The organism is Clostridium subterminale (genome assembly GCF_039521425.1).
GTDB classification, from domain to species: Bacteria; Bacillota; Clostridia; order Clostridiales; family Clostridiaceae; genus Clostridium_J; species Clostridium_J subterminale.
The window spans coordinates 73175-96572 of sequence record NZ_BAAACI010000001.1; the positions used below are offsets into that span (position 1 = coordinate 73175).

The following is a 23398-nucleotide window of genomic DNA, read 5'->3' on the forward strand; positions in this document are numbered from 1 at the left end:
ATAATGGTGGAGAGGATTGTAATTGTAGAAGATGAGCTTTTTATGAGAGAAGAGCTTCAGTATATTTTAGAAAAGGAAGGTTATGATACCTTTTGTATAACTAAATTTTCAAATGTAATAGATGAGATTATAGCTGCTTCACCAGACCTTGTATTATTAGATTTAAATTTACCTGGAATATCTGGGTTTGAAATATGTAAGGGACTTAGACATAAAAGTAATGTTCCAATACTTGTTTTAACAGGTCGTGATCAAATGAAGGACGAGTTACATGCTCTTGATATTGGTGCAGATGAATATATAAATAAACCTTGCCAGAAAGAACGCTTATTAGCAAGAATAACAAATTTGTTACGTCGTTTAGAAGATAGAAAGCACTTTGCAGAAATAAAGGATATTAGCTTAGATTTACAAACCTATACTATTAATGTTAAAGGTAAAGTTATAATTTTACCTGATAATCAAGGAAAGATTATGGAGTTATTACTTGAAAATTACCAAAAGCTTGTCACTAGGGAGATGTTATTTAAGAATCTTTGGGGTACAACAGAATATATAGATGAAAATACTCTTCATGTTAATATGACTAGGCTAAAGAAATCATTACATAATTTAGATACTGATTATAAGATAAGTACAATTAGGGGCAAAGGTTATTCCTTAGAGCCTATAGGAGATAAGGGTAATGATTAAAAGATTAAGAAGAGTGTTTGAAAAAAATAGACTTTGGATTGTTGTTATACTTACATTGAACTTTATATTTGGAGGATTGCTGTGGTTAAGTAATGATAAAGCTTTTATTTATATTTTTCCTACAATGGTTATTGGTTCTTTAATTTTATATTGTGCTACAGCATTTAGTATCTATAAAAATGATTTAAAAAGACAACAAGCAATTAGTAAGTTTTTAGATGAGCCTACTAAAGATATGGAAAATGAAATTATCAGCTTGTTTCATTATGAAGAAGCGCAAGTAATAAAAGATATAGGTAAAATTCTAAGACAAAATCAAAATACTATAAGTATTCATAAGCAAGGAATTGATGAGTATGAAGAGTACATAGAAGCTTGGGCACATGAGATAAAAACGCCTTTAGGGTTAATGACCTTTGTACTAGATAATAGAAAAGAGGAAATATCACCAGTAGTATATAAAAGATTACAATATGTAAGAACAAAAATGCAAGAGGATATAGAAAGAATGCTATATTATGCAAGACTAAAATCCACTTGCAATGATTACTTTTTCAAAGAGTTATCATTAAAAGAGAGTTGTATAGAAGTAATTGAAGAATATAAAGTAATACTACAGGAAAAAGGCATAGATGTAATATTAGACATTGATGATTATAAAGTACTATCGGATAAAAGAGGAATTCAATTCATTATAAGACAAATAATTAGTAATTCAGTAAAATATAAAAATATTGAAGTAAGTGATCCACAGATAGTTATTACTTCAGATGAAAATGAGAAAAATATAAACCTTACTATAAGAGATAATGGAATAGGAGTTAAAGCGTACGATTTACCATTTATATTTGAAAAAGGCTTCACAGGTGAGATTGGACAACAAAGAAAAAATTCAACAGGAATGGGATTATACTTAGCAAAACAAGTAGCTGAAAGCTTGAAAGCTGGCTTAGAGGCAAATGATAATTATACTGATGGGCTTGAAATTTCATTAGTATTTCCTAAGGTAATTGATTGAATAAGGCATCTGAAAATAAATAATAAGTCAAAGATGGAAAGTATAACTCAAAATAGACGGGCATTCTGACTTATTTATTTTTGGAAGATGGCTTAATGAAAGATAGACTAAGATATAACACGTAGATATTGAAGTTCAGTTAACTAAAAAGGATGATGAATTTCAATTTGTGTAGGTGAATATATGGAAAGCAATAGAATAACAATGATGATGCTATAGAAATTGGTATAATAATTATAGGACAAAAGAAAGCTTAAAAAATCGGGATGTCAATCTTTGATGATGGTAAGATTAGATTAACGAATTGTAAGGGGGGTAAAAATTATGGAATGGATTGAAAGTATTAGAGAAGCTATTTCTTATATTGAAGAGAATATTACCAAGGATTTATCCATGAAAGAAATTGCAGATAGGGTAAATATTTCTCCTTTTTATTTTCAAAAAGGATTTGGAATGTTATGTGGCTATTCCTTAAGTGAGTACATTAAGAGAAGAAGACTTGCACTTGCCGGCAGTGAAGTTTTATCTACTAATGGAAAAATAATAGATATTGCAATAAAGTATGGATATGATTCTCCAGACAGCTTTACTAAAGCTTTTACAAGATTTCATGGGGTTACACCATCTGCGGTTCGTAAAGAGGGTGCAATGATAAAGTCCTTTGTTGCCCTTAAAATCAAATTTTCGTTGGAAGGTGGATATATTATGGATTATAAAATACTTGAGAAGGATGCATTTAAGGTTATAGGAGCGTCTAAGAAATTTAAATATGATTCAGCATTTATGGAGGTACCTTCATTCTGGAATGAGCATATTTCACAAGGAAAGTTAAATGATATATGCGGAATGTATGGTATTAACATTGATGAGGAAATGGGTGGTAATGAATTTGAGTACCTTATTGCAGAGGATTATTCCAAAGAGAAAGAAGGTATGGAAGGATATATAGTTAAAACAATTCCTAAGTTTACTTGGGCTGTTTTCCCTTGTTATGGGCCAGGCTCAGCATCAATTCAAGAAACTAATAAGAAAATATTTTCAGAGTGGTTACCAAACTGTAGAGATTATGAGATTGCTGCAGGTTATAATATAGAAATGTATAGTGATCCAAGTGAGTATGAAAAGGGGATTTCAGATAAAAATTACTATAGTGAAGTTTGGATTCCAGTAAAGAAAAAATAGGGCTTAATTAAGATATTAGGATATTAGGATATTAGGATATGGAAGCTCTTTTTAGATAGGACGAAGAAGGATGAAGGCAATATTTCAATGTCATTTAGTTAACCAAATGATATTGGCTTAGCGTAAAAAGTAAGATATGAAAATATGATGGTACTGAAAAAGTTTAAGTTTTCAGTACCATCGTTTTTAAACAGGGGGTTGTTCAACAAACTGCTATTATTTATAAATATTTTTATGAATTAAGTAGCAAAGACTTAAGCTCATCAAAATTAGAAATCTCATAGGTAGGTTTTATTGAAGTTTCATTTATACTTTTGTTAGGGTTATACCAACAGGTATCTATACCAAAGTTTATCCCGCCTTGTATATCAGAACTTAAACTATCCCCTACTATCAAAACTTTGCTTTTATTAAAGAAATTTATATTTTTTAAGGCATGTTCAAAAATCTCAGGATTTGGTTTTGATATTAATATTTCTTCAGATATTACTATAGTCTCAAAAAAATTTGCTATAATAGATTTTCTGATTCTTTTATCTTGAACTAAGGTAAGACCATTAGTTACTATAGCAAGTCTGTAAGACTTGTTTAGAGTTTCTATAAGCTCGATACTATTATCATATAAAAATGATGCATCAGCTAAATACTCCATATATAATTTTGCAAAGTTAGTTTCATCAAAATTTACCTCTAATCTATCTGATAATCTTTTAAATCTTTCTACTTTTAAATTTTCTTGTGTAATAAGTCCTTGTTCAAACTCTTTCCATAGAACTGTATTTATTTCTTGATAAATTTTTAAATGATAACTTTCATCATAGTTTATGTTAAACTTAAGCATTGTGTTTTTAAATGCTTCTCTTTCAGATTTTTTAAAATCATATAATGTTTCATCTGCATCAAATAATATAACTTCATATTTCATAATATGTCCTCCAATTTTATATAAATAATTTAATTATTAAGTAATTTAAGTTGCTTTTGCTTATAGTTTTCATCAGATTTTGCATTAAGTATAATGCCTATTAAAAATAGTACACATCCTACTACCTTTACTATAGAAAAAATATTGAAGTATAAATAGTCTATAATTGCACTTGTAAGCATTTGACCTATAAAACCTAGTATAACTGTATACACTGTTGGTATTTTATTCAATTTAGGAAGTTTATTTTTCTTACTATTGATACTAGCAAAATTAATAGAAGTCCTAAGACGTGGTAAATTAATGTACTAAGATATAAACCTATCTTTTCTGATAGAACTCCATTTAAAACAGCTAAGTTCTTGTATGTATTCAAATTTATACACCCCTCTTTACAAACTTCTATAAATAAAATAATATATTTATAAAAGTCAGAACATGACATTGGTCATGTTAGGAGGAGTTATGAAAAGAATTTTTGATAGTAAGCTTTTGACCTACTATATTAAAAAGCACAATATAGAAAGTATATTTGATGGTGAAATATTAAAATATGCACAACTTCATTTCTATGAAAAAGAAGAGTATATACTAGAATCAGAGGAAAATCTTGAATATTATTACTTACTTGTAGATGGTAAAATTAAAATTTATTATCCTTTTGAAAATGGAAAATCAATGCTTTTAAAATTCTATAAAGATTTTAATACTATAGGAGATTTAGAACTTTTAAAAGATATTCCTATCCTTTGCAATATTGATGCAGTAGAAGATACTTATTTGATAGCAATACCTGCAGCTATACTTAGAGAAAAGTATTTTGATAACGTAAAGCTTTTACATCATTTAGTAAATTCTTTGAGTGAAAAACTTTATGGGACGATTAATAATAGCTCATATAATTTTGTATATCCACTTATCAATAGATTAGCTAGTTATTTAGTTGAACAAATTACAGATGAAAATTATATAATCTTAAATTCATCATATTTAGAAATTGCTCAATTTTTAGGGACAACATACAGACATCTAAATAGAACTTTTAAAGAAATGGAATCAAAATCAATTATAAAATGTGATGATAAAAAAATATATATATTAGATATGAATAAACTTAGAGAATTATCTAAGAATATTTATGTAAAACCACTTTAGAATATAAGTTGAAATAATTTTATGTAAAACAACCTCCGTTGGGGGTGTAACGGAGAACAGTATCATAAGTGATGCTCTAAATCTTTGATTTAGCTAGCAGAGTTTACTCAATTAGCTGAAAAACTATGAAGAAATTCTTAGGGCGAAAGAAATTGAGACTATATTCAAAGAAGTCCATAATTTAATGGAAGAAACAAGAGAATTTTTCGAGCAATTCACTCATGAGAGAAAGTTAAAAAGTTACAATTATGATGAGTTAGCAGGATGGTATGAAGAAGCAAGATATACCTTTAGAAAGATTTTATATCGTAGATAGGGTGGATTTAAACGATTTATAACTGTAACTGAGTAATATAAATGGCTTACATAATGAGTGTAAGCCATATTTAAATCTATTTTCCAAGATACAACTTTAAGAGTCTACGCTATAACTATTGGGGAGAACTATACCATAAATTAATAGTAAATTTGTATAAATTAGAAAATTTAAAGATTTTCCCCCTTGACAAAATTTTATTCATTTACTATATTTAAAAAAAGGCAATGAAAAGAGCAGTAGTTATTTTGGAAGCTTACAGAGAGTTCTGGTTGGTGAGATGGAACAGTGGAAATTTTAACGAAACAAGTCTTGGAGCTGCATACGGATCTTATTTTGTTAATAAGTGATGCTATGACGTTTGTTCACGTTACAGAACTAAAGTATAATTTTGTACTTGACAAGGTTAGTATGGTGACATATTAACGAAATAGGGTGGCAACGCGGTATATTCGCCCCTACAGATTATTGTAGGAGGTGTTTTTTTTACGTTTTTTTATGTGATAGCAGGAATTATATTTTAAGGAGTGTGTGCTATGAAAGAGATAAAAATAGAAAGACCTATATTTCCTAAAAAAGCTGTTATAACTGCGGGTATGCCCTATGGTAACAAAGAACTACATTTTGGCCATATAGGCGGAGTGTTTGTCCATGCTGATACTTTTGCACGATTTTTAAGAGATAGAATTGGAAATGAAAATGTTATATTTGTATCAGGAACAGATTGCTATGGCTCACCTATTTCAGCAAGCTATTTAAAACTTGTAGAAGAAGGTCAATATGAAGGCTCTATACAAGATTATGTTCGTGAAAACCATGAAAAGCAAAAAGAAGTATTAAATAAATATGAAACCAGTCTAAATTTATATGCAACCTCTGCATTAGATAGAGCTGGTGAAATACACAAAGAAGTATCAGAAGAAATATTTAATAAGCTATATGAAAATGACTATTTAGTAAAGCTATCCTCACCGCAATTTTATGATCCAGATTTTAAAGTGTTATTAAACGGTCGACAAGTAGTTGGTAAATGTCCTATTGAAGGATGTAATTCAGATAAAGCCTATGCAGATGAATGTGCTTTGGGCCATCAATATATGCCAAATGAATTGATTGATCCAAAGAGCGCTTTATCGGGAAAAACACCTGAATTAAGGGATGTGACAAATTGGTATTTTAAACTAGAAGAGTATAACAATACTCTGATTGAAAAAGTAAATTATTTAAGAGCTAATTCTAATTGGCGTAAAAATTTATTAAATACCATTGAAGAATTCTTAAAACCACCAGTTATTTATGTAAAACGTAAGCAATTAGAAGGTATTATAAATCTAGAAGAAAAATTACCAAAGCACACAATTATTGATGAACCAAAGAAACCTTCTGTTACTTTTGTATTTGAAAATCTGCAAGATAGAGATGCTGCAAGAGAAATATTTGATGATCTTGGAATTCGTTTTAGAACTGGTAAAACCTTAGTACCTTTTAGATTATCAGGAAATGTTGAATGGGGTATCGAAATACCTGATAAGGAAGAACTTAAAAACTTAACTTTTTGGGTTTGGCCTGAATCTCTTTGGGCACCTATTTCTTTCACTAAAACTTACCTTGAATCTATAGGTAAAAACCCTGATGAATGGACGGAGTGGTGGCATTCTGATGATGCAAAGGTATATCAATTTATTGGGGAAGACAATATCTATTTTTATGGAATTGCTGAAATGGCATTGTTTATGGCTTTAAGGGGTATTAACAGTAAGGATAAAATTCAGTGGGAGAAGATTAATCTTCCTCACTTGGTTGCAAACAATCATCTACTATTTATGGATAGAAAGGCAAGCAGCAGCGGTACTATAAAACCACCTATGGCAGGGGAGTTATTAGAACATTATACTGCAGAGCAATTACGTATGCATTTCCTAAGCTTAGGACTTTCCAAGAAAAGTGTTAGCTTCGCGCCACAAGCATTTATGGATGAAGAAGATAAACAAGGTCCTGATACAGTTTTAAAAGATGGTAATTTATTGACTAACGTATTTAATAGACTTGTTCGTTCTTGTTTTTATACTGCACAGAAGTATTTTGATGGTAAAATACCAGTAGGAGAAATTAGCAATAGCATCATAGAAGAATCGAATGAAGCTATTCTCACCTATGAAAGGCATATGTATAATCACGAGTTTCATAGTGTAACTTATGTTTTAGATAGTTACATTCGTAATATGAATAAGCATTGGGTAAACAATATGAAGGTTGCAGATTCTAATGATGATAATGAGCTTCGTAAACAAATTCTAATAGACTCATTCCATGCAATAAGAACTGCTATTACTTTAATTCATCCTATTGCACCAAGTAGCTGTGAAATGGTAAGAGAATATATGAACGCTAATGAACAACTTTGGAATTGGGATCATATATTTGAACCAATCTATGCATTTATAGGAGATACACTTACCCATAAATTGAAATATTTAGAGCCTCGTATAGATTTCTTTGAAAAGCACCAATCACAAATTTCTTTTTAGAGTATATAAAAATACCCTCGATAGTGATATAGAGGGTATTTCTTTATTACTAGAAGTGTAGCGATTAGGATTTTTATATTTGAGGAATATTGATGTTATTCTGGATTACAGTTTCAAAACATATTAGAAAAAAGTCATGAAAGACTAAGAGGGATGTTAGAATATTATAACGATTGTAAAAGAATAATATTAGCTATGTAGTCACAGATTAAACTAAGAAAATATTTGTTGAAACTGGTATAGATTTATTGAGCGGTAGAGAGTGAGGTGGTAAAATAGAAATTGGATAAATATTAAATATATTTTATGTAATAAGGTGAAAATAACATGATTAAAAAGATTATACAAAGAATAAGAGAGTTCAATAATACTAAATCCTTAGAATCAAATAATTTGACAACTTTCAAGACAAGCAATAGTACACATACCAACAGGATCAATGAACTACTAAGTGATAATTTAGAACTATCAGCTATACCAGATGTATTTCATTTATTACTTGGAAATAACGAAAAAGTGAAATTACAATCTGCAGAAAGTCTTAATTACGTTATGAGTACATTGAATTCTTCCCAATTAATTAAAGTCGATAAAATCTTTAGGGAAAGGGTATCTTATGAATGGAGTTACGATTGGAGAACTAAAGACCCTAAAGAGTTACTACATCCTTTAATGTCAGAAGAGGAGAAAGTTACTATATTAGGCTTAAGTAGTTTTCATCCAAATGGATATTTTAGAGAGAAGGCAATAAAGGCTCTTTCGAATATGGAAACAGGCCATGAAATACCATACCTCTTAATTAGGATTAATGATTGGGTAAGGCCTGTAAGAAACAGTTCAAAAGAGCAATTACTAAGATATTTAACCCCGGAACATACTATGAGTTTTATAAATAATTTACCTCTAGTATTAAGGTTAGGAGAATGCTCAAGGGAGGAACATGTTGATGTTATAAATGCAGTTGTTTCACTTTTATCTAGCTCAGAATCCTCGCAAAAGCTAATAAGTGGACTGCAATCACCTGATTCAAAGGTAAGGTTAGCTTGTTATAAAATAATTCTTAAAACAAGAATTTTAGATAATAAAAGTATAATTAATTATTTAATTAAAGACACCAATTCGTACAACAGGTTATTTGTACTTAGAAATATTCAGCAAGAAATAACACCTGCTGAGTTTACTGAAGTTTCACAGTTATTGCTTCATGACAAATTTGCTCAAATTAGAATTCTAGCCCTCGAGACACTATATACATTTCAACCTGAAGGGGCTATAAATGTATTAGAAAAAAGTTTATTTGATAGAAATCAATCAGTACGTAGTCTATCACGCTATTTACTTTCAAAGCATAAAAAGTATGATTTTGCTGCAATATATCGCGATGCAATACAGAAAAATGAACAATTATATTCTAGCATCTGTGGCCTTGGAGAGACTGGAAACACTAGCGATTCAAAAATTATTAGTACATTTATGAGTAATGATACTATTAAAATAGTTAAAGCATCTATAAATTCATTAGCACGATTAGATTTTCAAGAGTATGAAGAAGAACTTATTTTCATTATAAAAGATGAAAGAGTTGGCATATCCAAGGCAGCTAGAAGTGTTTTGTATAAAAAGATTGATGTTAGTGATGCAGATACCATATATGAAATTTTCAAACAAGCTATATATGATCATGTAAAAATTAACACCTGTATTCTTTTATGTTCATTAAGTAAATGGGAGTCTATAAGGTATATTATAGAATTTTGTGCAGATAAAAATGATAGTATTTCAGCACTTGGTCAAAATGCCATAGAAAATTGGAAATTAAGATATAATTATTCCTTTACAACTCCTACTAAAAAACAAATTGAGGCAATAAGAAAGTTAATAATGGATTATGGTAAGTCAATTAAAGATAGTGATAGGAATTTTATTGAGTTTTGTATTAGGGATTTTTGCAAATAAAATATTAAGTTTAAAACTAAAAAATAATTACCTTTTATTCTATTTTCAAATGGAACTAGTAAATATAAAAACAGTAGAATTTCAGTCAACGGGTTCGGTTTTAAGGTGCATATATAGTAAATATTACATCAAATATTACATCAAATAGCATCTATTTTAACAATAGAAAAGCAGAAGGTTTAACACAACTTTCTGCTTATTTTTATTTTATAATATTTAGTGAAACTTAAAATTTTTGACTTCACTCAATTGGGATTTTATGAATATGTTAAACTATATGTTCTTTTTCATATAATAACGTTTATGCTCCATAGGACAATCATCTAATACACCAAAAACCTCATATCCATGTTTAATGTAAAAATCTTTTGCTTGAAAATCAAATGTATCTAAGTGAATTAATTTTTACCCTTTTTCTTTTGCAATTTTTTCTACTTCAATTAAAAGTGCCGAACCATACCCCTCTTTTCTAAACTCATCTCTAACCCATAAAGCATCTATGTACAGGCAATTCCAGCAATATAATATACTATTTAGTCCTGCTAACATATCTCCATTTGACCCTTTTATAACTCTATTAATTGACATAAAAGATGGTTTTTGCGTAAAAGCAACTTTAGGTTGTCAAATTTGTTATACTTAATTGGTAGAAGCATGATAATATTGTCAGTATACTTATACAAGAGGTGATTAAACAATGAGTTTTCAAGAACAATTGCAAACACTTAGAAAAGCAAAGGGGCTATCACAAGAAAAGTTAGCTGAGGTTTTAGGGATATCAAGACAAGCGGTTGCAAAATGGGAAGTAGGGCAATCTTATCCTGATATAGCTAGACTAATTGCATTAAGTGATTATTTTAAAGTAAGCATTGATAAATTAGTGAATGATTATGAAGAAAATTGCTGTTTATGTATAGAAGCGCATAAAGATAATAAAATAAATGAAGATATAATTGATTTCTTATGTAGGGCTAAAAAATCTACATATGCTGGAAAGGGGCCAGAGTGTGAATCTTCAAGACCAAATTCTCATGACTTAGAATATACAGAAGGAAACTTAAAATATATAGATACATATATAGGTGGAGAGATGTTCGCAGGAGAGGAAGCACTATGGCAAGATGATATTCCATTTTGGTCAATGAATTATACTGGAAGAGTTTTAGATGAAAGATTTTCAGGGAGTTTTTTGAAGGAAGTTTTGAGTTTAGTAACTAAGGAGAATCCATATAGAGGTCCTATCATTTATCAAAATGGACAGTATAAATATCATTGTATCATAAATGGAGAATTTAAGTGGTTTCAAGGACATGAGGAAATATATTTTGACCACATTAAGGTTTATGAATGTTATTTCCATGGAGGATCAGTTAAATAATTAAAATGAATATATGAGCGAGGAAAAGATTATGAAATTAAACAGAAATGATTTATGTTGGTGCAAAAGTGGATTGAAATATAAAAACTGTCATTTAGAATTTGATGAAAAGTTAAGCAATTTAAAAAGAAGAGGATATATAGTACCAACTAGAAATCTTATAAAAACAAAAGAGCAAATTGAAGGAATAAAAAAGAGTGCTGAGATTAATAATGGTCTTCTAGATTTAATTAGTGAAAACATTAAGGAAGGCATGACAACAGAGGAAATAAATAAATTGGCACATGACTATACAGTATCTAAAGGTGGAATTCCAGCCACTCTTAATTATGATGGATTTCCTAAAAGTATTTGTGTATCAATAAATAATGAGGTATGTCATGGAATACCTAGTAAAGATGTAATTCTTAAGAATGGTGATATTGTAAATGTTGATGCAACAACTATACTTAATGGATATTATTCAGATGCATCAAGGATGTTTATGATTGGTGAAGTAGATGAAGAAGCTAAGAAATTGGTTGAAGTAACTAAAGAATGTTTGAATAAAGGCTTAGAAGCAGTTAAACCTTGGGGATTCTTAGGAGATATTGGAGCTGTAATTCAGGAATATGCAGAAAGTAATGGTTATTCAGTAGTTAGAGAATTCGGTGGACATGGAGTAGGCTTAGATATTCATGAAGAACCATTTGTTTCTCATTTGGGAAAAAGAGGAATAGGTATGGTTTTAGTACCTGGTATGGTATTTACCATTGAACCAATGATAAATGCTGGAAGCAATGAAATATTTATAGATGAAGATGACGGGTGGACTGTTTTTACTGATGATGATTCTCTTTCAGCACAATGGGAGCACACAATTCTTGTAACTGAAGATGGTATAGAAATAATTTCGAGATAAAGTGTGTGTTAAAGAACAATGTGAAATATTATATATTGTAATGTACTTGGTATATTGATTTGCAGGAGTGATAAAATAGAAGTTACTATAAGATATGCACTATATAATGAATGAAATTAATCCATATAAGGAAGCAGTAGAATTTTAGTATTCTGCTGTTTTTTTATGTAATTATACATTAATCAAAGGAAATATTTGTTGAATATGGTATATATTTATTGAGGGATAAAGATTAGGGTGGTACAATAAGGGTATTATTAAGTCTTATACATTTATAAACAAGAGTATTAATACATAAAGGAGAGAATTATGGATTTAAAAGAAATGTTAGATAAATCAAAAGATCATATAGAGAAAGAAGAGTTCTTTTTAAAGCTGGGAAAAGGTAAAAAAGAATTCGTTGAAAGGTTTCCTTTTGATGAGTTGAGTAACTTATCTATACAAGAATATGTTGTGCAAAAGGATAATTATATTGATACCTATGACGATACTTTTGTTTATTGGCTAGAAAGAAGAAGGAATACTGGTGGTGCAATTGGTGGCGGTAATTCTTCTAAGTTTTATATTTATATGGATGCTACAGGAAAGTATTGTACTGGTTATGGGTCAAGAAAACGATACATTGAAGGTGAAGAATTAAATTATGAATATAAAGAGCTGATTTCAAAAATAGTAAAGGCTATTGAATTTGCTAAGGAAGATAGAGTTAGTGAAATTAGAGATTTAAATGTTCCTATATGGAATATGGTTTTACTTAAAATTTTATCTTTATATGTACCTGATAAGTTTATAGATGTTTTCTCATCTTCAGTATTAGTTCCCCTTGCAGAAATACTAAGATTAAATGTTGATATTACTCCAGAAAATATTATAGAAATAAACTATGAAGCTACTAAAAAACTTTTTTCTATGGAAGAGTTTAAAAATTGGAATATGTCAAGGCTGTCTGATTTTATTTATGGAACTATCAGTCAAAGAGCTAGAAAGCCAGTTTATTGGGCTTTAGGGTATAACTATGGTGGTGAAAGTATACTTCCTATATTATTGAAAGAAAATAAGATTGCCATTGGATATTTTGATGAAGATATCAGTGATGTTATTAACAATAAAGGTGCTTTAAAAGAGCATCTTAAAAATAATGATTGTGATAATAATACAATAAAATCCTTAAGTTATTTTAGTGATATAAAAAAGGATGATATAGTGATTTTAAAAAGTTCATATACTACAGGACCAAACAGAAAAACTAGTATATTAAGAGTATCTGCCATAGCTAGAGTTCTTGAAGATGCGGTCTTGGGATATGAGTATGATGAAAATCTACATCATACATTACCGGTAGAATGGATATCTAAAGAGTCACGAGAAATTGAAGGAATTAATTATTTGAAAGCTATAGCTCCAATTAAGGACGATAAAAAAATAAATATGATTTTAGAGGGAGAAGAACCTGTTATTCCAGAGCCAGAAAATGATGATTTAAATGAAGAAGCTAAGAATATAATTTTATATGGACCTCCAGGAACAGGTAAAACTTATAATGTTATAAATAAAGCCTTGGAGATAATTGATCCAGAAGGTTATTCAGAAATAGATGAAACTAACAATAGAGAAGAAGTATTAAATAGATATAAAACCTTAGTGAATAAGGGCCAAATAGCCTTTTGTACCTTCCATCAAAGCTATGGATATGAAGAGTTTGTAGAAGGATTAAAGTCAGATGGTAAGGGTAATTTTGTTACTGAAGATGGTATTTTAAAGAGGATTGCATATAATGCAGCCTTTGAAGGATTAAAAAATCAGCTTAAAGCAGAAGAAGAAAGTTATAAAGAGAAGAAGGCTAAAGTAAATCAGTATATTAATAAAGAAAAAGCATTTAAAGAAGGAAAGAAGTTTGTATTAATTATTGATGAAATAAATAGAGGTAATATATCTAAAATATTTGGTGAACTTATAACCTTATTAGAAGAAGATAAAAGAATAGGTACAACCAATCAAATAACAGCTACATTGCCATATTCAAAGGAAAAGTTCTGTCTTCCAAACAATTTATATATCATAGGAACCATGAATACCTCAGATAAGTCTATTGCTCAAATTGATATAGCACTAAGAAGAAGATTTATATTTGAAGAAATGATGCCTAACTACGATATATTAGATGAAATTGAAGGAATAGAGATAGATAAGCTATTGAGTACCATTAATGAAAGAATTGAGTTTTTATGTGATAGAGATCATTTAATTGGTCATGGTTACTTCACCAATGTTAAAACTTCAGTAGATATAATAAATGTGGTATCTAACAAAGTAATACCTTTATTACAAGAGTATTTCTATGGAGACAATGAAAAAGTAGCAATGGTTTTAGGGGGAATAGGTTCTTCAGAAAAGGATGACTATATTATATATAAAGAAGAGAAAAGAGCAAGTGATATATTCAAAGGCTTTAAAAATATTAGTGATATTGGAACAAGAGAATTCTTTAGGGTTAAAACAGATATTGGCATAGGGGAGATAAAGAAGATATATGAAGAATAAATATATCATACTAAGAGAAGGATATGATTGGCTATGTGTAGGAAATTCAGAAAATGAAATTACAGCCATGGAATACAATGCTCTTTCCATGTACTTGAAAAACAATGTACATCAAAATGGAATATCCTATGGATATAACAAGGTTAAATTTATAAACTATGTAGGGATTATTTCAGTAGGAAACCTAGTAATTGAAATTCTTCCAAAGATATCTATAACAAAGGATGCTATTAAAGACAGAGATATATTAATGTTTATGCTATCAAAGTGCAATAAACTTTCAGTGGATATAAAAGAAATGCTAAACACTAATATAATAAAACAATCCTTAATAGATATATTAGCTAAAATATTTACACAAAAACTCCTAAAAGAGCTTCAAAAAGGAATGTATTTTCAGTATATATCCAAAGAAGATTCCCTTAATAAAATTAAAGGAAAGATCATGGTTACGCAAAATGCTAAAATAAATGGAATTAACAAAGCAAAGGTTTATTGTAAATATGATGAATTCACAGAAAATAACCTATTTAACGCAATATTAAAAAGAGCAGCAAACTTTATATCTACATTAGTAAAAGATAATGGGGTAAACAAAGATTTAAATATCATTAGAAATATGCTATTAGATGTGGATGATATATACATTCCACCAAATACTTTAAATACCTATAGATTAAATAGGAAAAATCAAAGATTTACAGAGGCATTTACCTTAGCAAAACTAATACTATCAAATATAACTATGGATAAATCCTCAGGAAAAGAAAAGGGCTTCTCAATGTTATTTGAAATGAATTACTTGTATGAAGAGTATATAGGAATTCTATTAAAAGAAGCTTTAGAAGATGAAAATACATCAGTAAGAACCCAAGAGAAATCAAAGTACTTATTGTGGAATACAAAAACCCAGAGAAATGAAATAGCATTAAAGCCTGATATAGTAATATATAAAAAAAACGAACCTAAAATAATAATTGATACAAAATGGAAAGCGGTATCCATGGATAACAGAGAAATATATAATCAAGGAGACATATATCAAATGTATGCCTACATCACCACATATACAACCTGTGAAAAATGCATCCTGCTTTATCCTAAGATTAGTAATGATACTTCACATTCAACTTGGAAATTGAATAGTAACCTTGGAGATAAAGAAATTATGATAGGAGAAATTAATTTGGAGAGTTATAGTGGAGTGAAAGAGGGATTAGTGAAACTTTGCAATTAAAAATTATTTAATGAGCATAAAGCGGGGACTACATTATGGTTATGGATCTACTCAAATAACGTATGTAAAACGAGGATATATTCCAGATGTTACAGGGGTTTAGTATAATGGAAATCAATTAGAACAATATGCAAAATGTGAAAATGACGATGATTTGACCCTTTATTTTCTTAAATTATTTTTATAGAGCTTAAGAAGTTCGAAAAATCAAAAAAGACTATAATAATAAGTTGGTACCAGCAATTTCATTTAAAATCACAGCACCAGAAAAGGGAGCTAAATAAAGCAACTAAGGTTTGGACAGATGTATCAGAAAGCTTTTAATCAAGGGTATTGGATATTGGATAGGTAATAGGAAATATTAAAAGTATATATGGTGAAATTTAGGATAATTAAGAGTGAACCGTACCATAAGTAAATGAGGTTTATAGCTTTAGGCATTGATATAACTTGTCTAAGGCTATTTTTATAGGTGAAAATACCGTATCACAAGTAGGTAAAATGATTTTCGTATGTAATATTTATGAAAAAAGTTATAATATACATTATAAATAGGGATGTGTAAAGAAGAATAAGAGCGATATTTACAAATGGATAAGTACATTAAAGGTATGTAAAAAACAATTATGAACTGTTTTTTACATAGTTAATAGTAATTTGTAATGCTAAAATACGTAATATAATATAAATTAGTAACTATTCAGCCTTAGAGTTAATTTTTCATTCAGCAGTACGCAGTGTAGGGAATCAACGTAGGAGCGACATTGAAAAGGGGACTTTTTTCCTTATTATTTAATTTAAAAAAGCCCCCTTCTCAGGAGTGCAAGTGATTCAAGACACTGCGTACTGCATAAGAATTTTTTGCTAGCTGAATAGTTACATAAATTATTTGGGGGATAGAAATGAGCAAATATGAATTCAGATTAATTACTATTGATGATATACCTGCAATGGTTGATTTGCTAATAAATAGGCAAAGCCTTGAGAGTAAAGTGTTTCCCTTGCTGAAGAACAGTTGCCTTAATACAAAATATATCACAGATTCACTTGAAAAATTGTTTGCTAATAGTAAAGTCGTTGGGATAGGAGCATTTGCTAATGGTGAACTAGTAGGCTATATAATGGGAGAGATAAAGATTGATAATAGAAAAGGCAGGCATGTATGGGTTCCCTATGAGGGGATTGCAATCAGATTGGATCAATCCTCTGAGCTTATAAGGCATCTCTATGCGAAGGTTGCTATTCTATGGCTTGAACAAGGTTGCTTTATGCACTATACTATAATACCTCTTGGAAATCAGGTATATTATGAGGCATTCCTTAAATTAAGCTTTTTTATCCAACAAGTACATGGGGTAATGAGCATGGAGGAATACAAGCCTTTTGATAATGTATCTGATGTAGAAATTAGAGTTGCTAATAAAATGGATAGTGAAATAATGGGTAATATGTCTAGTATAATCCAATCCTATCAAAATTCAGCACCAACCTTTGAACCCGCCTTACCCGAAGTTGTAACAGACATAAAGAACGGGTATAAGCGTACGGTAGAGGAGAACGACGCAATGATCTTTATTGCAGAAAAAGAAATGAAGGGATTAGGATTTCAAGCATATTGGTCGAGTACTCCAGATTTGATGGCACCTGATGGCGGGGTAGAGTTAAGTATTGCGGGCACTTACTATTCCCAAATGGGAAGTGGTGTTGGTAAAAAGTTGATGAATGAAGGCTATAGAATTATGAAAGAAAAGGGATATAACAGTATAATAACAGATTGGAGAATAACCAATCTTGCATCCTCAACATTTTGGCCGAAGTGTGGATTTAAACCAATAGCTTACAGGATGGCTAGATGCATTGACAGTAATTTAGCATGGGCAAATTTTAATAACTCGAGTATTAATCAGTTATAGCAAATTCAGTTAACTAATTTTTATCATTTGTCGCTGTTGCGCAGAACCATATCACAAATAAATGAAGTTTTTAGCCTTAACCATTGATATTACTTGGTTAAGGCTATTTTTATAGGTGAAAATACCGTATCATAAATAATAATGTATTTACAAAATATGCTATAATAAAAAGGTGAATAAGTTTTAAGTGAAAGATAAATTAGAATTTGTAAGAGAGGAAAATTAAAATATGTGTACTGATTTTATTAATTTAACAACAGAAAATCTTGCTAATGAACATTTATGCTGTATTATACGCAGTAAAAAACCCCATCAAGGTATTGACGAAAAACGACAATGGCTTTCTGATAGATTAAATGAAGGTCATGTTTTTAGAAAGTTAAATGAAAAGGCAACAGTTTTTATTGAATATGCTCCTCTTGAAACAGCTTGGGTTCCTATAACTGGTGATAACTATTACTATATATATTGCTTATGGGTTTCCGGTAGTTATAAAGGAAAAGGATATGGAAAATCACTAATGGAGTATTGTTTGGCAGATGCAAGAGAAAAGGGTAAATCAGGCATTTGCATGCTCGGAGCAAAGAAACAAAAACATTGGCTTTCTGATCAATCATTTGTGAAGAAGTTTGGTTTTGAGGTTGTTGATACTACCGATAATGGATATGAACTGCTTGCACTTTCTTTTGATGGAACAACACCAAAGTTCACACAAAGTGCTAAAAAACAAGAAATTGAATGTAAAGATTTAACAATTTATTATGATATGCAATGCCCTTATATCTATCAAAGCATTGAAAAGATAAAACAGTATTGTGAAATGAATGATGTTCCTGTATCTTTAATTCAAGTGGATATACTACAAAAAGCAAAAGAATTGCCTTGTGTTTTTAATAACTATGGTGTGTTTTATAAAGGAAAATTTGAGACGGTGAATTTATTAGATATCGGAAGTTTAGAGAGAATACTCAAGATATGAGAATACAATTATTATAAGAAGTAATGTGTCTACAAATAAATAGCAGTATATAATCTGCATCTGCAGGGAGGTGTTGTATTGGAAATTAAAAAGATAGATAGAAATCAAAGAGATACCGCCATTCAATTAGTTTCGACTGTATTTATGCAGTTTGAAGCGCCAGATTATTCCGCCGAAGGTGTGGAGACTTTCAAGCGCACGGCAATCTATAATAACGATTTTTTAGATAGCTTGAATATGTATGGCGCTTATGACAGTGAAACCCTTTTAGGAGTAATTGCAACGAGAAATAATGGGAACCATATCGCTCTATTCTTTGTGGATGGCAAGCACCATAGACAGGGAATAGGAAAAAAGCTGTTTCAGATTGTATTAGAAAACAGCACTGGAAAAGAAATCACAGTGAATTCGTCGCCTTATGCAGTTGAGGTGTATCACCGATTAGGTTTTGTCGACATTGCTCCCGAAGAAACCACAAATGAGATACGATATATCCCTATGGTATATAACCCGCGCCTTTAGTAAAACGAACTTTTGACGGAAGACTTACAGCTTGATTTATTGTTTCCGATTAAGGAGAAGGGTTAAGAATAAGTTCGAAGGGTAAGGCTGATTACCTATTACAAAGAAAGTGGTGCTTAAATGGAAGATATTAAAATTGACTCATCATTATCATTCGGAGGTTATAATTGGCGTGTGCTTGATATACAAAACAATACGGCTTTAATTATAACCGAAGATATTATAGAACAACTCCCTTACCATGACGCTTATAAAGATATAACATGGGCTGACTGCGCGTTAAGAAAATATCTTAATGGTGAATTTTATGACAAATTCAACGCAACTGATAAATCAAGGATAATTCCGGTAATAAATAAAAATCTTGATAATCAGTGGTATGGTTCAAAGGGCGGAGCAGATACGCAAGACAGTATATTTTTATTAAGCATTGAGGAAGTGTGCAAATATTTCGGTGATAGCCGTTCAAAACTGCAAAATCGAGGAAAAAATCAAAGATATTGGTTTGAAAGAAAAGATGAAAACAACAGTAAGCGAATAGCAAAACTTCTGGGTAAAGAAGGGAGTTGGTGGTGGTGGCTTCGGTCGCCCGGTCGTGTTAATGTAAAAGCCGTGTACATCTTTGGGACTGACGGTAATATAGGTATCCAAGGCAACAATATATTGAAAGGCAACATCAGCGATGGCAAATGCACAGGCGGCGTCCGTCCCGCTTTGTGGCTAAATCTGGAATTGTAAATCTTGGGCCACGTTTCAAGTGGTTTGGTTATAGACTGAATATTAATAATATTAAAAATAAATTCTATTGCTCTATGGCAAATAAGATAATATAATGTAATTATTGGAAACAAGAGAGGGGTAAAGTAATGATTATGTTGTTTTTATTCTTATAAATTAGAAATCTAATAAAAAAATTATAGCAATATGTTTTTAACCTTATCTTTAATTAGGTTTATTTGCTATGGATTTTAAGATTTTAATTATATGGATGAACAACATCAATTACAATTCCTTGATTTTCATTATATTAAAGTGATGAAAAAATAAATTTAAAAAAGGAGAAATTTGAAATGAGCAAATACGAAAACGCGATGAAACTTATGGAGGAACGTTGCGGAAATGGTAAAGAAGAAGTTATTGCCCTTGCCACAATATCACTATTCCCAAACACTGACGGTAATCCACGCCCTGCTGTCCGTATGGTCTGCGCTTATTATGAAGAAGGCGTATTTTATGTTTCTACAGATGCCCAAAAAAATAAAATGCTGCAAATTGAGAAGAACAACGAAGTTTCCGTCGCTGGGTTAGATTGGTACGCTTTACAAGGCACGGCTGAAAATCTCGGCTGGGTCAAGGACGAGAAGAATGCGGAAATCAGAGCGAAATTTAAAAAAATTTTTGATTGGTTCGATGAAGTTGGCGACGAAGACAATCCTAACTCAATCGTTCTGCGTATCACTCTAACAGAGGGTACTATTACTGACAACGAAGAAAAATACGGTGAACGTCAGTATGAAATTGATTTTATCAATAAAACGGCGAAATAAATTCGTAAAGGACAAGCAGTTTATAACTTGAAAGTCATAATGAGCATATGGCAGATAAACCCTCTAGGCAGATATGTCATATAGGTGTTGAGGATGTAGATAATCCTGAAAAATATCTTACTGAAATACAAATTCTATTAAAATAATTATATTGACTCTCACATTATGTGAGGGCTTATTATCTATTTATAAGATAAATAGGAGGTATTAATTATGGAATTAAAAGAAATTGGTAAGATTAAAGTTGAAGGAGAAAATATGTTTCTTCAAATTAACAAGGAGTATATAAAAGGATTGCAGGGATTAGAATCTTTTAGTCACATTGATGTATTGTGGTGGTTTGATAAATGTGATAATAGTAGTAGCAGAAGCATTTTAGAAGTGAATAAACCTTATAAAAAGGCACCTGAAAAGTTGGGGGTTTTTTCAACTAGATCACCTGAAAGACCTAATCCGATAGCGTTGTCTATTACTAAAGTAACACATATAGATTATGAAAAAGGGATAGTTTATATTACTTATATTGATGCAATGAATGATAGTAGTATTTTAGATTTGAAACCTTATACTCCAAGCGTGGACAGAGTAGAAAAGCCTAGTGTTCCAGAATGGTGCAGCCATTGGCCATTATGTTGTGAAGAATCTGGAGATTTTGATTGGGAAAATGAGTTTCTATTTTAAAATATAATATATAAATTTATTTTTACACGATATTAATTAAGAATGAAGCACTAATTTTTAAGGAATGGGTGCTTCTTTTCTTTTGCATTAACTTCCTGGCCATAGCCACCCATTAAGAATTTACTAAATAATACTTTAGAATTATACTATAATTATGTAGTATGTATAAGGTAATAAAATGGAAAAACCTCATTTGCTTGTGATACGGAGAACCGTACCATAAATAATGGAGGTTTTTTTAATGGTAAAAAACAAATACTATGTAGAAGTAATGATATATATTGTTTGTGCAGAATTGTGATATATGGTAAGAATTATCCAGTAATATGGGTAAAATAAAACTATGGAGGGAATAAAATGAGTTTTAAGATTATTGCAGACTATCATACCCATACTAATATTGCAAAGGGGCATATTCCCTTATTTAATATTATTTTTGGAGAACATGCAAAAGGAAGTATTGAATCAAATGTTAAAGCTGGAATAAAAAAAGGATTAAAAGAAATAGCAATAACAGACCATGGTTATAGGCATAGTACCTTCGGGATGAAACTAAATCAATATAAAGAAGTACGTAAAGTAATTGATGATTTTAATAAGAGTTCATTATTGAAGGAGAATGACTTTAAGATTCTTCTAGGTATAGAATGTAATATTGTTACTAAAAAGGGGGATATAGATATTAAAGATGAAATAATTGATTACCTAGACATAATTTGTGTGGGTTATCATCCTGGAGCGGTACAAAATCCACTTTTATTGAGGAATTATACAGAAGCTGCAATTAATGCTATTAAAAAATACGAAATTACAATATTAAATCATCCATTAGAGCATGTTAATCCAGATATTATTGAAATTGGAAAGGTCGCTGTTGAAAGAAATACTGCTTTAGAAATTAACAGATCTCATAGAAATATGGATATTGAAACAATAAAAAAGTTAAAGAACATGGGCGTTAAATTTTCATTGGGAAGTGATGCACACAAATCGGAGGATGTAGGGAATTTTGGTAAAGCATATAATATTGCAGTTGAGGCAGGTCTTACAGATGATGATATTGTTAATGCTGATGGAGATGCACATAAATTAATGAAATTATTAAGAGATTAGGTTTGGTAGTGGTAACAGATTGTAACATATTTATTTTATGTATAAAGAATTGTAGAACATTGGGGAACTTGGATAAAATATGTTCAAAGAATGTTTAATATAAATGTTTATTGCATATACTACAAATATTAAAATAAAGTAAAAAAAGAAGAAATTAGGTGATTTAAATGATATACATATATAATTGTTATGGAGGAACCCACTCGTCTATTCTAGCAATGGCTTATCACTTAAAAATGCTGGATGAAACTCGAGAACCAACTAAGGATGAAATATTGAAATTACCTAACTTTAATAAGTTAGTATATGGAAATCGAGGAGAACTTTTTTATTATGGAAGTGATGAAGATGGAAATAAAGTCTATGTTGTGGGTAGAGGACGTTCAAAGGTTTTAATTCCAGGATTATATAATTTAACTTCTATGCTTCATAAAGAAAAGCTATTAAATGAGAAAATAATATTTTCTAATACGTCGCCAACGGTTCCATTACCAATGACCTTTGGTGGATTACTTTCTAGGTGGCTAAAAATTGATTTTCTAGGAGTACCCTTGCTTGTAAAGGGAGCAAAACAATCATATAAGAACGTTATAAAACTTGTAAATCACACAAAGAAGGCATCAAAGGAAGATAAGTCAGAGGTTATTATTTTAGATAATAAGGAATTTAAGAAAAAATGATTTTTAACTGTTATAGAGGTTATATTTTGTTTCCTCATTAATATAAGAAAAATCTATTATAATATAAAAAATACTTCCCAGATTGATTTTCAAACTGGGAAGTATTTTCTAATTTTATATTACCACAAAATTA

General features: G+C 30.1%; 21 protein-coding genes, 1 pseudogene and 1 other annotated feature. Of the genes and pseudogenes, 19 read left to right on the forward strand and 3 right to left on the reverse strand.

Annotation, left to right across the window (positions count from 1 at the left end; all coding sequences use genetic code 11):
- The first annotated feature begins 3 nt into the window (after positions 1 to 3).
- From ABDZ93_RS00425 to ABDZ93_RS00435, 3 genes are all read left to right on the forward strand, one after another.
- The gene (locus ABDZ93_RS00425) at positions 4 to 693 is read left to right on the forward strand and encodes a response regulator transcription factor (protein WP_343822615.1); all 690 of its coding nucleotides are present in this window, start codon (positions 4 to 6) and stop codon (positions 691 to 693) included.
- A complete protein-coding gene (locus ABDZ93_RS00430) occupies positions 686 to 1711 on the forward strand; it encodes a sensor histidine kinase (protein WP_343822616.1) in 1026 nt (341 codons plus the stop codon). The genes ABDZ93_RS00425 and ABDZ93_RS00430 overlap by 8 nt, the downstream gene beginning before the upstream one ends.
- Before the next feature lie 324 nt (positions 1712 to 2035).
- Positions 2036 to 2893, forward strand: a complete 858-nt coding sequence (locus tag ABDZ93_RS00435; RefSeq protein WP_343822617.1) for an AraC family transcriptional regulator — start codon at positions 2036 to 2038, stop codon at positions 2891 to 2893.
- A gap of 232 nt (positions 2894 to 3125) precedes the next feature.
- Here ABDZ93_RS00435 and ABDZ93_RS00440 read toward each other — a convergent pair whose 3' ends face one another.
- Positions 3126 to 3818, reverse strand: coding sequence for a YjjG family noncanonical pyrimidine nucleotidase (locus ABDZ93_RS00440; RefSeq protein WP_343822618.1), 693 nt, complete (start codon positions 3816 to 3818; stop codon positions 3126 to 3128).
- Positions 3819 to 3847: 29 nt separating this feature from the next.
- The gene (locus ABDZ93_RS00445; protein WP_343822619.1) at positions 3848 to 4033 is read right to left on the reverse strand and encodes a hypothetical protein; all 186 of its coding nucleotides are present in this window, start codon (positions 4031 to 4033) and stop codon (positions 3848 to 3850) included.
- A 250-nt stretch (positions 4034 to 4283) separates the two neighbouring features.
- Between ABDZ93_RS00445 and ABDZ93_RS00450 the strand changes: the two genes are divergently transcribed.
- The 4 genes from ABDZ93_RS00450 to ABDZ93_RS00465 all read left to right on the forward strand — a co-directional run bounded on the left by ABDZ93_RS00450 (position 4284) and on the right by ABDZ93_RS00465 (position 9773).
- Complete coding sequence (locus tag ABDZ93_RS00450; RefSeq protein WP_343822620.1) at positions 4284 to 4973, forward strand: Crp/Fnr family transcriptional regulator; 690 nt, start codon at positions 4284 to 4286, stop codon at positions 4971 to 4973.
- 184 nt (positions 4974 to 5157) lie between these two features.
- Positions 5158 to 5289, forward strand: a complete 132-nt coding sequence (locus ABDZ93_RS00455) for a hypothetical protein (protein WP_343822622.1) — start codon at positions 5158 to 5160, stop codon at positions 5287 to 5289.
- A gap of 218 nt (positions 5290 to 5507) precedes the next feature.
- Positions 5508 to 5752: a binding site (T-box leader), on the forward strand.
- A gap of 73 nt (positions 5753 to 5825) precedes the next feature.
- A complete protein-coding gene (locus ABDZ93_RS00460) occupies positions 5826 to 7817 on the forward strand; it encodes a methionine--tRNA ligase (RefSeq protein ID WP_343822624.1) in 1992 nt (663 codons plus the stop codon).
- Positions 7818 to 8144: 327 nt separating this feature from the next.
- Complete coding sequence (locus tag ABDZ93_RS00465) at positions 8145 to 9773, forward strand: HEAT repeat domain-containing protein (protein ID WP_343822626.1); 1629 nt, start codon at positions 8145 to 8147, stop codon at positions 9771 to 9773.
- 273 nt (positions 9774 to 10046) lie between these two features.
- Here the strand turns inward: ABDZ93_RS00465 and ABDZ93_RS00470 are convergent.
- Positions 10047 to 10391: pseudogene (locus ABDZ93_RS00470) on the reverse strand (GNAT family N-acetyltransferase); the annotation flags it as partial.
- A 79-nt stretch (positions 10392 to 10470) separates the two neighbouring features.
- On the opposite strand from ABDZ93_RS00470, the gene ABDZ93_RS00475 reads away from it, so the two are divergent.
- From ABDZ93_RS00475 to ABDZ93_RS00530, 12 genes are all read left to right on the forward strand, one after another.
- Complete coding sequence (locus ABDZ93_RS00475; RefSeq protein ID WP_343822628.1) at positions 10471 to 11151, forward strand: DUF5680 domain-containing protein; 681 nt, start codon at positions 10471 to 10473, stop codon at positions 11149 to 11151.
- 31 nt (positions 11152 to 11182) lie between these two features.
- On the forward strand, positions 11183 to 12052 hold the full coding sequence (locus tag ABDZ93_RS00480; protein ID WP_343822630.1) for a methionyl aminopeptidase: 870 nt from the start codon (positions 11183 to 11185) through the stop codon (positions 12050 to 12052).
- Positions 12053 to 12361: 309 nt separating this feature from the next.
- On the forward strand, positions 12362 to 14593 hold the full coding sequence (locus ABDZ93_RS00485; RefSeq protein ID WP_343822632.1) for an McrB family protein: 2232 nt from the start codon (positions 12362 to 12364) through the stop codon (positions 14591 to 14593).
- A complete protein-coding gene (locus tag ABDZ93_RS00490) occupies positions 14583 to 15830 on the forward strand; it encodes an McrC family protein (RefSeq protein WP_343822634.1) in 1248 nt (415 codons plus the stop codon). Before ABDZ93_RS00485 ends, ABDZ93_RS00490 begins: the two co-directional genes overlap by 11 nt.
- 992 nt (positions 15831 to 16822) lie before the next feature.
- The gene (locus tag ABDZ93_RS00495; RefSeq protein ID WP_343824484.1) at positions 16823 to 17743 is read left to right on the forward strand and encodes a GNAT family N-acetyltransferase; all 921 of its coding nucleotides are present in this window, start codon (positions 16823 to 16825) and stop codon (positions 17741 to 17743) included.
- A gap of 229 nt (positions 17744 to 17972) precedes the next feature.
- Positions 17973 to 18722 carry a GNAT family N-acetyltransferase gene (locus ABDZ93_RS00500; protein WP_343822636.1) on the forward strand — a complete coding sequence of 250 codons (750 nt, stop codon included), beginning with the start codon at positions 17973 to 17975 and terminating at the stop codon, positions 18720 to 18722.
- A gap of 78 nt (positions 18723 to 18800) precedes the next feature.
- A complete protein-coding gene (locus ABDZ93_RS00505) occupies positions 18801 to 19244 on the forward strand; it encodes a GNAT family N-acetyltransferase (RefSeq protein WP_343822638.1) in 444 nt (147 codons plus the stop codon).
- A 120-nt stretch (positions 19245 to 19364) separates the two neighbouring features.
- Complete coding sequence (locus tag ABDZ93_RS00510) at positions 19365 to 19982, forward strand: DUF6273 domain-containing protein (protein ID WP_343822639.1); 618 nt, start codon at positions 19365 to 19367, stop codon at positions 19980 to 19982.
- Positions 19983 to 20314: 332 nt separating this feature from the next.
- On the forward strand, positions 20315 to 20791 hold the full coding sequence (locus ABDZ93_RS00515) for a pyridoxamine 5'-phosphate oxidase family protein (protein WP_343822641.1): 477 nt from the start codon (positions 20315 to 20317) through the stop codon (positions 20789 to 20791).
- Positions 20792 to 21004: 213 nt separating this feature from the next.
- Positions 21005 to 21472 carry a tRNA (N6-threonylcarbamoyladenosine(37)-N6)-methyltransferase TrmO gene (gene tsaA, locus ABDZ93_RS00520; RefSeq protein WP_343822643.1) on the forward strand — a complete coding sequence of 156 codons (468 nt, stop codon included), beginning with the start codon at positions 21005 to 21007 and terminating at the stop codon, positions 21470 to 21472.
- A gap of 357 nt (positions 21473 to 21829) precedes the next feature.
- Positions 21830 to 22585 carry a PHP domain-containing protein gene (locus tag ABDZ93_RS00525; protein WP_343822645.1) on the forward strand — a complete coding sequence of 252 codons (756 nt, stop codon included), beginning with the start codon at positions 21830 to 21832 and terminating at the stop codon, positions 22583 to 22585.
- Between the two features lie 167 nt (positions 22586 to 22752).
- A complete protein-coding gene (locus ABDZ93_RS00530; RefSeq protein WP_343822647.1) occupies positions 22753 to 23265 on the forward strand; it encodes a DUF3189 family protein in 513 nt (170 codons plus the stop codon).
- Positions 23266 to 23398: the final 133 nt, after the last annotated feature.

Coding starts and splice junctions, on each gene's coding strand:
- ABDZ93_RS00425 (WP_343822615.1), top strand. CDS start 4: ATGGTGGAGAGGATTGTAATTGTAGAAGATGAGCTTTTTATGAGAGAA.
- ABDZ93_RS00430 (WP_343822616.1), top strand. CDS start 686: ATGATTAAAAGATTAAGAAGAGTGTTTGAAAAAAATAGACTTTGGATT.
- ABDZ93_RS00435 (WP_343822617.1), top strand. CDS start 2,036: ATGGAATGGATTGAAAGTATTAGAGAAGCTATTTCTTATATTGAAGAG.
- ABDZ93_RS00440 (WP_343822618.1), bottom strand. CDS start 3,818: ATGAAATATGAAGTTATATTATTTGATGCAGATGAAACATTATATGAT.
- ABDZ93_RS00450 (WP_343822620.1), top strand. CDS start 4,284: ATGAAAAGAATTTTTGATAGTAAGCTTTTGACCTACTATATTAAAAAG.
- ABDZ93_RS00455 (WP_343822622.1), top strand. CDS start 5,158: ATGGAAGAAACAAGAGAATTTTTCGAGCAATTCACTCATGAGAGAAAG.
- ABDZ93_RS00460 (WP_343822624.1), top strand. CDS start 5,826: ATGAAAGAGATAAAAATAGAAAGACCTATATTTCCTAAAAAAGCTGTT.
- ABDZ93_RS00465 (WP_343822626.1), top strand. CDS start 8,145: ATGATTAAAAAGATTATACAAAGAATAAGAGAGTTCAATAATACTAAA.
- ABDZ93_RS00475 (WP_343822628.1), top strand. CDS start 10,471: ATGAGTTTTCAAGAACAATTGCAAACACTTAGAAAAGCAAAGGGGCTA.
- ABDZ93_RS00480 (WP_343822630.1), top strand. CDS start 11,183: ATGAAATTAAACAGAAATGATTTATGTTGGTGCAAAAGTGGATTGAAA.
- ABDZ93_RS00485 (WP_343822632.1), top strand. CDS start 12,362: ATGGATTTAAAAGAAATGTTAGATAAATCAAAAGATCATATAGAGAAA.
- ABDZ93_RS00490 (WP_343822634.1), top strand. CDS start 14,583: ATGAAGAATAAATATATCATACTAAGAGAAGGATATGATTGGCTATGT.
- ABDZ93_RS00500 (WP_343822636.1), top strand. CDS start 17,973: ATGTGTACTGATTTTATTAATTTAACAACAGAAAATCTTGCTAATGAA.
- ABDZ93_RS00510 (WP_343822639.1), top strand. CDS start 19,365: ATGGAAGATATTAAAATTGACTCATCATTATCATTCGGAGGTTATAAT.
- ABDZ93_RS00515 (WP_343822641.1), top strand. CDS start 20,315: ATGAGCAAATACGAAAACGCGATGAAACTTATGGAGGAACGTTGCGGA.
- tsaA (WP_343822643.1), top strand. CDS start 21,005: ATGGAATTAAAAGAAATTGGTAAGATTAAAGTTGAAGGAGAAAATATG.
- ABDZ93_RS00525 (WP_343822645.1), top strand. CDS start 21,830: ATGAGTTTTAAGATTATTGCAGACTATCATACCCATACTAATATTGCA.
- ABDZ93_RS00530 (WP_343822647.1), top strand. CDS start 22,753: ATGATATACATATATAATTGTTATGGAGGAACCCACTCGTCTATTCTA.